11 protein-coding genes are annotated in these 12,903 nt (G+C 45.9%); all 11 read right to left on the reverse strand.

All coding sequences use genetic code 11. The features are described 5' to 3' along the window. On the reverse strand, nt 1-191 hold a 191-nt coding region (locus AC1DWN_RS16750), incomplete at its 3' end, for a sulfatase-like hydrolase/transferase (RefSeq protein ID WP_477560042.1). 82 nt (nt 192-273) lie between these two features. Beyond that, nucleotides 274-1,824 (reverse strand): extracellular solute-binding protein, encoded by a 1,551-nt coding sequence (locus AC1DWN_RS16755; RefSeq protein WP_477560043.1) that lies wholly within the window; start codon nt 1,822-1,824, stop codon nt 274-276. Between the two features lie 30 nt (nt 1,825-1,854). Next, nucleotides 1,855-2,721, reverse strand: coding sequence for a carbohydrate ABC transporter permease (locus AC1DWN_RS16760; RefSeq protein WP_477560044.1), 867 nt, complete (start codon nt 2,719-2,721; stop codon nt 1,855-1,857). A 21-nt stretch (nt 2,722-2,742) separates the two neighbouring features. After that, nucleotides 2,743-3,693, reverse strand: a complete 951-nt coding sequence (locus AC1DWN_RS16765) for an ABC transporter permease (RefSeq protein WP_477560045.1) — start codon at nt 3,691-3,693, stop codon at nt 2,743-2,745. Nucleotides 3,694-3,845: 152 nt separating this feature from the next. Next, nucleotides 3,846-6,170 carry a helix-turn-helix domain-containing protein gene (locus AC1DWN_RS16770; protein WP_477560046.1) on the reverse strand — a complete coding sequence of 775 codons (2,325 nt, stop codon included), beginning with the start codon at nt 6,168-6,170 and terminating at the stop codon, nt 3,846-3,848. 245 nt (nt 6,171-6,415) lie between these two features. Continuing rightward, nucleotides 6,416-6,781 (reverse strand): ArsR/SmtB family transcription factor, encoded by a 366-nt coding sequence (locus AC1DWN_RS16775; RefSeq protein ID WP_477560052.1) that lies wholly within the window; start codon nt 6,779-6,781, stop codon nt 6,416-6,418. Between the two features lie 190 nt (nt 6,782-6,971). Continuing rightward, nucleotides 6,972-9,728: a hypothetical protein gene (locus AC1DWN_RS16780; RefSeq protein WP_477560047.1), complete on the reverse strand. Its 2,757-nt coding sequence runs from the start codon at nt 9,726-9,728 to the stop codon at nt 6,972-6,974. After that, nucleotides 9,646-10,659, reverse strand: a complete 1,014-nt coding sequence (locus AC1DWN_RS16785) for a Gfo/Idh/MocA family protein (RefSeq protein WP_477560048.1) — start codon at nt 10,657-10,659, stop codon at nt 9,646-9,648. The genes AC1DWN_RS16780 and AC1DWN_RS16785 overlap by 83 nt, the downstream gene beginning before the upstream one ends. Nucleotides 10,660-10,674: 15 nt before the next feature. Further along, complete coding sequence (locus tag AC1DWN_RS16790; RefSeq protein ID WP_477560049.1) at nt 10,675-11,391, reverse strand: MBL fold metallo-hydrolase; 717 nt, start codon at nt 11,389-11,391, stop codon at nt 10,675-10,677. Between the two features lie 23 nt (nt 11,392-11,414). Next, nucleotides 11,415-11,804 (reverse strand): RidA family protein, encoded by a 390-nt coding sequence (locus AC1DWN_RS16795; RefSeq protein ID WP_477560050.1) that lies wholly within the window; start codon nt 11,802-11,804, stop codon nt 11,415-11,417. A gap of 17 nt (nt 11,805-11,821) precedes the next feature. Next, the coding region (locus AC1DWN_RS16800) for a M20/M25/M40 family metallo-hydrolase (protein ID WP_477560051.1) at nt 11,822-12,903 on the reverse strand (1,082 nt) is incomplete at its 5' end.

Below are 12,903 nucleotides of genomic sequence, written 5' to 3' on the forward strand. Positions count from 1 at the left end.
CAGTAGGCTCTGCGAAACGAAACACCTTCCTTCGCAAGACGATCCATTTGCGGTGTATTCATAAACGAGCTGCCATTCGCACGAATACTGTCATAGCGCTGCTGATCTGTTGTAATCAGAATGATGTTTGGTTGCTTGGTAACCATGAGCTCCAACCTCTTTTCCGATAAAATGATGTTTGGCCTATTCATATGGTTGGGCTTATTATCGCAAGAGGCTGCCCCCCTTGCAGAATACCCTGCTTTTGGGACAGCCTCAAACCTCGTTCACCCTTTATTTCGCTTGAGCCTCGTAGGCTTTGTTAACAGCCTCCAACACTTTAGTTCCACCTTGATCGCGCCATTTCTTGGAGAGCTCTGCTAAACCGGAATCGATGTCTCTCTTACCTGAAATCATTTCAAGGTAATACTGATTCGTTAATTCTCCTAATACTCCGCCGCTGAATACTCCACCCAATTCAATCTCTTCGGCAGTCGTTGCATTCACAAGATTTGGTACCATATTTGCTGTTCCAATCTCAACCGATTCCTTGGCACGATCAACCTGAGCCTCTGTACTCGGTAAGAAGTTTCTAGTCAGCGGCCAAACGACGTTCCCCCATGCTAGTGCATGCGACCAGCCGTTAGCTGCGAAACCATCTTTCTCCCGCTCAACTTCGTTATAAGTGATTTTATCGCCATCTTTTGTGTAATGAATGCCTTCAATACCCAGCTCCAAAAGCTCGCGTCCTTCCGGTGAGAGCATAAACTCAATAAATTGAGCTGCTTTTGCCGGATCCTTCGCTTCTTTCGTAACCGCTGTAAACATTCCACCTTTATTAGAAGCTGATAAGCCGTGTTTGCCTTCAGGCCCAACTGGTGGATTCGAGAACCCAAGCTTTCCATTCGGATTTACTTGCTGCAGACTAGTCTCCAGACGATTCACGTGACGGAAAAGCGGTGTAGGCATAAAGCCGATTCGGCCCTGGAAAAACTTATTTTCCCGCTGTTGGTTATCATTGATCAGGAACTCCGTATCGATAAGCTTTTCTTCCCATAGTAAACGTAAATATTGTAAGCCTTGCTTAAACGCAGGATGTTCAAATGCAGGTGCAACTTTGCCCGCATCATCTAGTACCCAATCGCCATGAGGCAAGCCGTATGCATAAAAGACAAAGTTAAATGAGCCATTAAAGCCTGCACTTTTGGAAGCAGACAAACCTTGTGTATCCGCTTTTCCGTTTTTATCAGGATCCTGCGTCACTATCGCTTTAAGCGCCGCATGGAATTCCTCCAGCGTTTTTGGAGGCTCTATTCCGAGCGTTTCTAGCCAGTCAGCACGGAAGGCCATTCCCATATTCGATTTTTCTTCAATGAACGGATACCCGTAAAATTTACCATCAACAGCAGTCCATGACAAGCTGTTTTCCAGCTTTTCTTTTACCGTTGGCATGTTTGGCAAGTAATCATTCAAAGGTACAAGCAAGCCTTCCTCGATCCATTGACTTAATGAAGGAGAAGGAAATTGTGCGGTAACTACATCAGGAAAATCTCCCGTCGCCATAGCAACGTTAATTTTCTCAAATCCACCTTCTGGAACAAGCTTGACCTCTAGTTCGATCCCTAGCCTTTTATTAATTTCAGCAATAATTCTGTCCCCTGCTACAATCGGCTTAGCTGCGGAATCACCAGGCGTTAGATAGACCACCTTAACAGGCGCACTATCCTTTTCACTAGAATTCCCTCCAGCAGGCTCATTTTTTTTGTTACTCGAGCATCCGACCATAGTAGTCGCTGCAATTACAATGCACAGTAAAAGTGTAAACCATTTTTTTTGTATCAACATAAATAGACCTCCCTTATTTTTAGGCAAACATTATTCTTTGACAGCTCCAAGCGTAGCCCCTTGCACGAAAAAACGTTGGAAGAAGGGGTAAATCATCATAACTGGAATAGTAGAAATCATAATCGCTGCCATCTTGATGGCTGGCCCGAGCAAAAATGGGCTGTCTCCCCCCGACTGGTAAACGGCTTCATTATCAAGAAGCATAGCGCGAAGAAACAACTGCAGCGGCCAGATGTCTTTATCGGTCACATACATGACAGCTGTAAAAAACTCATTCCATTTAGCTACAGCGTAAAATAGAGAAATCGTAGCTATTGCCGGCATCGATAAAGGAATGACGATACGCATAAGAATGCCGACATCGTTGCAACCATCAATACGCGCGGACTCCTCTAAGCTTTCTGGAACGGAATTAAAGAAGGAGCGCATAATAATTAAATTGTAAGTCTGGATCACGAGTGGAACCATCATGGCCCAAACCGTATTCATCAAGCCTAAATCCTTAACAACCAAATAAGTAGGAATTATGCCGCCACTGAACATCATCGTAAAAACGACTAGAAACATCATGATCCTTGAGCCTGGGAGATAACTTTTGGATAGCGCATACGCAGCTAAAGTTGTTACAACCATACTCATCAAGGTTCCAACCACCGTAACGAAGATACTGACACTGTAGGATTGCCAAAGCTGTTTCATTTTGAAAATATAGTCATACGCCTCGAATGTAACCGTTTTCGGAAACAGATGTAAGTTAGATGCAAGACTTTCCTGAAGAGGCATGACCGAGACAACAAGTGAATCCCAGAATGGATAAAGCGTGACCAAAGTGATCAAAGTTAGTAATAAATAATTAAAAGCGTTGAATAGTTTTCCACCTAAATCGGTATGATGCATCACTCTTACCTCCTGCGTTTCTTAGAAGATACCTTGCTCGCCCATCCTTCGAGCCAGACGGTTAGCGAAGACCAGCAAAGTGAAGTTAATGGCGGATTTAAACAACCCTACCGTAGCAGCAAGACTGAATCGTCCATCGACCAAACCGATTCGATAAACATAGGTATCGATAATGTCTGAAGTCCGGTAAACTCCCGGGTGGTATAGCACAAAAATTTGTTCAAAGCCTGCTTCCATCATATTTCCGATTCTTAGAATCAAGAGGATAATAATGGTTGTTCGGATACATGGAAGCGTAACATGCCAAATACGTTTCCAGCGATTGGCTCCGTCCATCCATGCCGCTTCATACAGCTGTGGATTCACTCCGGCTAGAGCAGCCATGTAAATAATCGTGTTCCAACCAAACTCCTTCCAGATCATCGAACCGACAAGCGTGCTCCGAAAGTAGGATTCATCCGTCAAAAATCCAATTGGTTCTCCGCCAAGTGCTACAATGGCTTGATTCACTACCCCGTTATCCATCGACAATAAGTTAATCAATAAACCGCCCATGATGACCCATGAAATAAAGTGAGGCAAGTAAATAACGGTTTGAACAAAACGCTTGAATACGATCTTTCGCACTTCATTTAATAGAATGGCTGCAATTAACGGCAACGGAAAACCAAATATAAGTCTGTAGAAGCTGATGACAATCGTGTTCCAAAACACCTGCCAAAATTTATCGAGCTTAAATAATGTTTCGAAATGCTGAAATCCGACCCATGGACTTCCGTTAATCCCCTTCATAATGCTGAATTGTTTGAAGGCGATCGTTGCCCCGTACATCGGGTAATAATGAAACACTGCATAATATACGACTGCAGGCAGCAGCATCAGATATAGATAACGAAATCGAATGATACGCCTAAACAAACCAACTATATTACGACTTACCCTCGGCCTTAACAATGATGTTGGTGCTTCCAATCGTTCTTCCTCCCTTCCTGTTTTCAATGGTGTCATGCCTGTGGTGAAAGCACTTTCATCATAGGCGTCAACGATCTCAGCCTTCAAGCGTCAATCGGTAACAATGGCGTCATTATGGGGTTTGGGAGAGGTATCAATTGTTCATATTGTAATCATTTGTTCGGATTTAATAGATCTAGACGTTTTTGAACTTCCTGACTGCGATATTCGGATGGCGTAAGACCAGTCATTTTTTTAAAGGTGCGGTTCAAGTTTTGTTTGTTGCCAAACCCGGTCGTCTCAGCGATATCGTTGATTGTATGATCAGTTTCACTTAATAATCGAATGGCTTCTCGATAGCGAATATCCGTTAAGAAATCGATAAATGTCGTTCCGGTTGTATTTTTGAATAGCTTGGATACATAGTGACTGTTCATAAATACCATATCGGAAATCATCTGCAGGCTAAGTGGCTCACGAAAATGCTCACGCACATAATCGACCAGCTTCATAATCACTTCTGAATTTTTATGATTACGGCGGCTTTCCATATTTCTAGCGATACCCATTATAAGGCGGTCGAATAAAGTGCTGATCTGTTCAAAATTTTGCAGCTTCGCGAACTCATGATGCCAATTGTTTTCCTTCTCGTCCTGCTCTTCTTCCRCTGAAGCCAGTTCCATCCGAACCGTCACAAGTGCATTTAATAAATGGAACAAGATCACATTCTTAAAATAGATGTCAAATTGACCGTCATGCTGAACTTGATTCAAGATCTGATTTTTGGTTCCCATTGCTTTATCCGTATGTCCTGACTTGAGCTCCCCGATCAGCTTTTCCACTTGCTGCTGGCAAATAATAAAGAGACTCCGATTTGTACGGTTAACATCTAGATCGTAAACGGACAAAATACTTCCGATCCCAGCGATCCTCTCGAGCAGTAAAACTTCCATAGACTCGTTATAAGAAAGATGAATTTCTGTTAAATGCTCATAGTGTCCACCAATGCCAAAGGTAACCGCGACATTGTCGAGCTCCTCCGCTATTTTATGCTTGATTAGGAAGGCAAGCTGCTTGGCGCTGTCAATGACCGAAGTATTTGTATCCCAATTTTGCGTATTGAGAATAAGCACGTCATGTTGATGAAAACCGCTGACATAAGCTACTTTGCTATCCGTACCGATTACCTCTTCACAGATCGTCCGGATCCGGAAATAGATCAGATGCCTAAGTTGTTCGTCAATTGGAGGAAATTTTTGTTCAATAAAATGAACCCTCATACTCATAACCAAAAAGTTATGTGAATCCAGGTCGAGATTATAATAACTTAATTGATTAACCGTTTCAGTATCATCGAACAATTTTCCCGATAATAAATTCAGAAGCAAATGATCACGAAGCACGATCTCTTGCCCTTGGAATTTAGACTTAAAGGTTTCATTCTCGAGCTGCATCCGGTCGATTGACGCGCTTATAAAGCTGAATTCGTCTTGATTTTTTTTGGGAAAAGGATTTTCCATATGAGCCGTTAGAGCTTGCACCATATTACGGACCGGTCGATAATGCCTTCTGGAAATGATGATAATAAGCAATAATCCGACAACCAGCCCAATCCCCGAAATAATTAATGTCATTACGATGACTTCATGTGAACGCTGAAACAGCTCATTATAAGAGTTCGTTGTAATGTAAATCCAATTATTAAATGGTGATTTCAGAAAAGAAACAAACATTTTCTGGCCACCGATTTCTTGCACAAAGTATCCCTCGTTCTGGTCTTTAATCTTTGCTATATCAGCCCGAATAAATGGTGTCAGCAGTAGGCTCTTATCCTTGTATGAGAGCACATCGCCGTCACTATTAAGAATGGCAACGTTTCCAAGTTTTCGATTGTTCGTATTGACCACCGCATTGTAGAGAACATCCTCTTTTAAATTGATGAGCAGTGTTCCGATCTTCTTCTGGTTACGAAGAGGTACGCTGACCAGAAGCGTTAGGATGTTCTCACTCCCCCTATCCGGCGTTGATATTTTAGCAGCTTCCCATGCAACAGTACTCTTGCTTTGAATAAATTGCTCCAGTAATTGCTTATTGGAAAAGTCCGCGAAATCCGTCATTCCGAAGTTTGATACTAGCTTCTGGTTATTGGAGCTATATAAATAGATTGAGTGTATGTAGTTGGACGATGCAAGTCGGTTGTCAAAGAGGTCCACTGTTGCTTTCACAAACCGGTACTCTTCATCCAAATTCCAAGGCATCCAAACCGACTTTAGAACATCAGGGCTAAGGCTAATTGTAGTCGCAATTTGCTGTACCTCGTTAAGCGATTGATCGACGATTTTACTAGTTTGAAGCAGCAGCTCATTATTAGCGCTTACAATTTCATCTTTTAATAAGTCAGACGTGTATTTATAAAGTAATGCTCCGATTAAACAGGTACTAATAACGATTACGACAACCAATTGAAGCAATAAACGAAGAAACACCGAACGCTTCATAAAACGCACCTCTCGATAGCGCCATTCCGGCACAAATTTTAAGTTTATATTACAATTTAATATACGACACGCAGTTTATACTCCAAATTTGTGACACTAACATACTAAAAATCATTGTACATGATTTTGTATTCTTTGTACTTAGATCAGAACAGATTATTTTTATATATTTTTATTATTTATTATTCCTGTTTAGGTCATAAAAAAAAGAGTATCCGTATTTTACATACAGTTACTCTTCTTCCTTAGGTGTGCTCCAAATGTTTTAAGGTTTGAATAAAAATCTCTTTTACATGATCATCATCAATGGAATAATAAACGGTCTTTCCTTCTTTACGACGCTTGACCATTCTTACATTACGTAAATATCGAAGCTGATGAGATACTGCAGACTGAGCCATGTTTAATACTACACAAAGATCATGAACACATAATTCATGATTCAGCAAAGCATGTATCATTTTCACTCTTGTAGGATCACCTAAAGCTTTAAACAATTCAGCCAAATCGTCAGCCATTTGTTCTTGCAGCTTATCTTGCTTCAAGACATTAAGATTGATCTCGGTGCCTAAGCAAGTATCATCGCATTGTTCTTCCACTACACGATCCATCACTCTTTGCCACCGCCTTTATATTCGTAGCTTCCATTATATCAGAAAGATTACGTTTAAAGCAGTCCTTGTCATGTCTGGAAACTGGTGGACTTATTAATAGCTAATAATATCGACAATGGAAAAAGGGTTGGACAGCATCGTTAGCTGCTCAACCCTTTTTCGTATATAACTTTTCGGGAATGATGATTTACAGATTAATCGTTACGATTTCAGTTGTTTCCGCCTGCTGCAACTGCTCAAGAATGAATCCGCAGTTCAACACCTTCTCCTTCAAATCCTGAGTCGTATAATAATAATGATTGCTTGCTTCAAACCCGATTCGGGAATCCCGGATGACAAGCTCGTATAGTCTCCGGGCGTTATCCGATTCCTCTCTTACGATATTGACCAACTTACGGCTTGCTTCAAGCCGGACTGTCGAACTTCTCGCGGAAAGATACCGATTGCGGGTCAAAACAAAAGCGATCTGCAAATAAGTGCTATGAAAATGTACATGAGCGGCCGAAGCAGCCGTCATCAAATCGTCAAACTCCCGTTCAGCTCCAGGAAGCAGCTTCTTCCGCGCTTTCTCCAGCAGCCTAAGCCCTTTCTTCCAGCCTCCCGCTAACTTCTTGAACTGTTTAGCAAGAACGGCTTTAGGATAAATACCTCTCCATCTGTCTAGATCGTCATACGGAAAACCGATCATCGTGGCCTCATATCCGGTTGGCTGCAGATGCAGCAGATTAGCCGGACCAAAATTTTGCGGTGCAAAATATAGTACGCTGATATCAAACGGAAAGTCCTGGAACGCCTTGCTAAATGCAGCCGATGCTTCGGCAATGGATTGCCCCGCTGCGCTTCCAAATTTGCCTTGCAGAAGCTCACGAATGCCAGATTTGATGCCAGTATTCGTATCCCAGTAGTATTCAGCAGCCAATTCCAAATTAATGGAAGGATATCCGCCCAGTGTCCAACTCAGCAGCAGCCCGCTGACGCCGGATTCATTCAAGCGAATCAAATGCTCCTCGATCAGTTGTAAAACGGGCAGAAACGGAACCGCAGAGCATTCCCATGTACTATTGAACTGCACCTTTGCCGCCGTCCGCAGCCCACGCTCTCTAGCTATCCGCCAGCTTTGCAGCGACTTCTCACCCGGCCCAACAACGGACATTGAATAATCGCTTACCTTTCCAGGTACCCCGGCAATGTTCGTCTTAATCGCTTCCTCGCTAGTGGACATGACGATAACGTTATCTGGGAGCCCTTCGATCGCGGATGCTATATCACTCTCGCTCCATCCCCAATCGGAAGACCATCCCCACGTCCAGCAGAGAATGCGCGCGCTCGGTTGTTCACGGAACGCGCCTTCTGCGATGATTGCGTTCACCTCCGCCACCACTTCGCTTGGTGCTCGCTGACTGCAACGAGGACAATTTGTCCGGCCACCGACCGCTCGGGAATAACAATGCGTCCAATTTTCTGACATCGTAATAGTAAATAAACCGGCCAAATCAGGAACCTCGTGAAACAGCCGGGCTATCGCTTCACGCAATTGCTTCTGAACTTCCGGATGGGATGTGCACATCATCGCCTGTCCATCCTCCGTATGTCCCTGCCAATCCGGCTTGTCGGCAAAAAAGGAAATCGGCATGGACCGTGGCTCATTGCAGTACAAGTAAACGCCGATTCCGAATTTCGCTGATCTCTCCACGAGAAGGCGCAGTCCGGCAATTCGCTTCTCCCAGTCGATGGACAATTCCGGTGCCGCTTCCAAAGGTACTAGGCTGTACAGGACACTTTGCAGCCAAATCCCATTGATACCTGCGTCGGAGAGTCTTTCCAACAATTCGTCCGGGTACGGATCCAGCTCAGGTGCTAGCAAAGGATCCCCGTAAACGGCGCTATATGAGTAAATAAAGCGCAAATCGAATTTCGAAGTTCGTTGGTAATCACCTGTTATGATGTAGGGTACGCTGCGTTGCCGCATTTGCGAGGCAAGCCATTGCAGCCCCCGTATAATCCCAGTCTCGGTTGAAGCCCTAATCGTTACCGCATCTGCTACCACTGTAATCGTATGGCTCTCTGGAGACTGTGATGAATCCGGAATGATTTCGATTCGCATGACCGGACTTTGATTCCCATCAAGGGATGGGCCTGGACCCTTTTGGATGTTCCACTTTGTTCCCCAAATCTGTTCATGCTTCGATACGAAGCGCTCTATCGACGAATCAAGTTGGGGGAATCCTTGCGGCGCTTCAATTGTCCAGGGAATGTCCAACCTAAGCTCCCCCGAATCGGGTTTCCTCACTGGAACTTGGCTCTGCACGGTTTGCTCCCGATATTGATTAAGGAAATCGAACGGCTGTTCGAGACGTTCACCGTGTGTGAACACCTCAGCTCCCGGCATGTCAAATTGGGCACCAATCGTTACTCGAATATGCCTCGTTTGATCTCGTTCTTCCGCACTTAATGGCCGATATCGGACCGGAACCGTCCAAGGCTTAAAACTCCCCAGCTTGATCCATAGGAAGTCGTCCTCCTTCAAAGTAAAGGCTAGTCGCTCCTCCGTCCATCCCAACAGTTGAAGAAGTTGCTCGAAGGGAAGCAGATGCCAGTTGGCACGAATGATCGTAATGTATCCTCTTTCTAACCATCTCGCTTCATTCTCCACCGACGACTCGTCAAGCCCAAGGTCTGTTGCGACTTCAATAATTTGCGTTTCGGTGGCGCTGAGCACCTCGGCGAGTCGACTCACCGGAACCAAACCCCAATTACGCCAAATCACAGCCTGCATACTTGTAGGGAAATGCGGCAATGTCAGTGCATTTCTATCTGGATCCGTTATCAGTTCGAGAATCATCGTGAGCACCCCATCAAGTTCATTTCGTAACCGTCTCTCCAAGAGATATTTCTCGTCCTGTCGCACAGGAAGCAGCAATCGCATCGGCAACTTCAACGCCATGAACGGCATCGTCGAACGAAATAACTRCCGGTTCCTCTCCCCGTGTAATACAGCGGCAAATATAGGTGAGCTGCTCTCGTAAGCAGCCTACCGATTGTCCGTGCAGCTTTGCATGAATATTCATATCCGGCGTCAATCTTCCCCGGCCATTCCATATTTGCAAGCCGGAATTGCTCGTTTCGAAGTGGGCCGTCCCGCTGCGTCCGATCACTTCGATCGCATCCGCGATTTCGACTCCCGCTTCATCCGGTGTCATCCAATTGCTCTGCAATACGGCCAGAGCCCCGTTCTCGAATTCGAGGTTTGCCCATAGTACTTCCGGAGAAGCTGCGCCGGAAACGGATTTCCCATAAGCTTTAACACTTTTGACGCGGCATCCGGCATACCAGATGGCCAAATCGATATCGTGAATCATTAATTCGAATACCGTATGCGTACGTTGAAAGGTTTCGAACAAATACTGCTCTCGAGAACGTTTCATGTACATGCTGACAGGTGTGCCTACCTGGTTCGACTGTACGGCTTCCTTAATTGCGGCGTAACGGGGATCGAACCGGAGCAAATGCCCGGGAAACAGCAGACGGCCGTTTTGGGCAGCAGCAGCCTGCATCGCCTTTGCTTCGTCCGGCCGGGTCGTAACCGGCTTCTCCACGAGGACATGTTTGCCTGATTGCAGCGCTTTCACAGTTGGCTCCAGATGCTGGCTTTCGAAGGTCACCACACTAATCAAATCGATATCGTCGCGCTGAATGAGGTCATCCGCATTTAAATAAAGGTTTGTGATGCCGTATTCCTTCCCAGCATGCTCCAGCCTCTCAAGCGAGCTGTCACATATGGCGACGACTTCCGCTTGTCCGAGCGAGCTATACGCTTCCAGATGGCACATGCCCCATCTGCCTAATCCAAGTATCCCAACTCTTACTTTGCCCATCCGTTATCACCATCCCTATAAATTTGGCGGTATATCCAACCGTTCGAAACAATCATGCGCTTTATCTATATGCTTCCAGGCTTCTGTTAACAGAAAATTGCCATGCCCAGGAAACAAGCTGTCAATGCCGAGTCTATGGAGCTTAGCCACCGTATCGGCGTATTCAGGTATAATGCAATCCCAAACGTTCTGAATAACGACTTTGCCTCCTGCGAACACGGAATCGCCGCTGAACAACAGCTTTCTTCCATCCCTCTCGAGCAAAAAAGCGATATGGCCCCGCGCATGACCTGGCGTCTCGACTACTTTCAGCACGGTGTTTCCAATGACGATATCATCGTTATCCTGTACGCTACTAGCTACTGGGCAAGGCGGGAAAATGTAATCCGCAGGATATACGCCGGCTCTTATCGCCGCAGTAATGCTTACCTTATCCCGATCCCCTCGTTCGATCCATGGCATGGCTTCCTTTGAGGTAATAACCTGCATCCCATATTCGCGGTGAAAATAAGCCGCACCAGCCGCGTGGTCTCCATGTCCATGAGTAAGAAGCAAATAACGGATTTGTTCTGGAGAGATTCCCATTCGTGAAATATTTGCCGCGATACGCTCCGGCTCCAAGCCTCCACCGGCATCGATCATCGCGTATTCCCCACCCCCTCCATCCATCACGTAGACGTTGCAATCCATCGGATCGCTAATTTGGATTCCATACTTTCCGCTGCCAACCATAAATATCCCTTCATCGATCCGTATCATGAGGGAATATAGGCAATGCATTCGATTTCCACACGCATGCCGGGAGGGAATTTACCGATTTCGACCGTGCTGCGAACAGGTGGATCAACTTTAAAAAAATTGCCGTACTCGTTGTCATACGCTCTGAAATCATTCAGATCATCGATGAACGAGGTCACTTTCACGACATGCTCAAGTGAAGTGCCCGCAGCTTTTAAGATTTCCTCCATATATTCGAGTACTACACGCGTTTGCCGCTCCATATCGCCCGGGTGCAATACTTCTCTTGTAGCGAGATCGAACGGACAGGTACCTGCCACGTATACCATATCACCCAGCTTAACGGCCTGAGAATATGCACCGCTTGGCTCCGGCGCTTTATCCGTGTGTATGATTTCTTTCTTCACAATCAACCTCTCCCCTCTTAGTTGCCTTTGTAACTGCAAGCCAATCGATAATAAAATTCGGCCGCCTGCACAACCTCCGCCACGGGAACAAATTCTTCGGCGGAGTGCGCCTGATCGATTGAACCCGGACCGTATACAATAGAAGGAATTCCCTTCCATGCCTGCAGCTTGCTAGCATTACTGCCGTACGATACGCCGCACAGCGCCGAGCTTAAGCTGAGCGAAATGGCTGCGCTCTGCGCCGCTTGGACAACCGCGGCATCATGCGGCGTGTTTAGCGCCGGGTCTAGCAACAGCGGTTTAATGGAAATTGTTGCATCAAAGAGTGATTCCTTCAATTGGTGCTCGAACTCTGACAATACCTGTTCGGGGGTCTCTCCGGGAACGATGCGCCGATCAACGCGAATTTCGCAATTTTCCGGAACGATATTAATCTGACTGCCACCGCTAACTGTGCTGACTACAATCGTCGGCTGCCCGCATAACTCGCTTCGGATATGCTTCAGCTCAGGCTCAACTCGGTTCCTCACATGCCCAACGACGTCCATCATTGCATAGATGGCGTTGTCGCCCTTGTGAGGAACCGAGCTATGAGCGGCTTTGCCGTGTGTATGTACGGAGAAGCGTGCACAGCCCTTATGCTCCACCACGATGCCAAGCTCCGTCGGTTCACCGACTACCGCGCCCGATAACGGAATATCTAGCGACATGAAAGACGTAAGTCCCAGGAAAGCATGCTCCTCATCGACCGAAGCGCAGAAAACAAGGTCCGTATTCAGAAGCTCCGGATGCAGGGCGCAGCGCTCTATCATATGAATCATTCCTGCTAATGCGCCTTTCGTGTCGCATGCCCCTCTTCCGTACAGCCTACCGTCACGATAGTGCGGAATTAGTGCATTCTCCATGCTTCCTATCGACACGGTATCCATATGAGCCTCGAACAATAAAGCGGATTCGGGCTTGCCTATCCGCAATTCCGCTATAATATTGTCACGGCCTTCGGCAACCGGCTGCCGGGTAACCCGCAGACCCGCCTTTCGCAAACGCGCTTCGATATAATTGGCAACGTCCTGCTCTCCCCGAGCATCCTCCCCATAAT

Source organism: Paenibacillus sp. P4_A7, assembly GCF_056402455.1.

Coding starts and splice junctions, on each gene's coding strand:
- AC1DWN_RS16760 (WP_477560044.1), bottom strand. CDS start 2,721: ATGCATCATACCGATTTAGGTGGAAAACTATTCAACGCTTTTAATTAT.
- AC1DWN_RS16775 (WP_477560052.1), bottom strand. CDS start 6,781: ATGGATCGTGTAGTGGAAGAACAATGCGATGATACTTGCTTAGGCACC.
- AC1DWN_RS16780 (WP_477560047.1), bottom strand. CDS start 9,728: ATGGCGTTGAAGTTGCCGATGCGATTGCTGCTTCCTGTGCGACAGGAC.
- AC1DWN_RS16790 (WP_477560049.1), bottom strand. CDS start 11,391: ATGGTTGGCAGCGGAAAGTATGGAATCCAAATTAGCGATCCGATGGAT.
- AC1DWN_RS16755 (WP_477560043.1), bottom strand. CDS start 1,824: ATGTTGATACAAAAAAAATGGTTTACACTTTTACTGTGCATTGTAATT.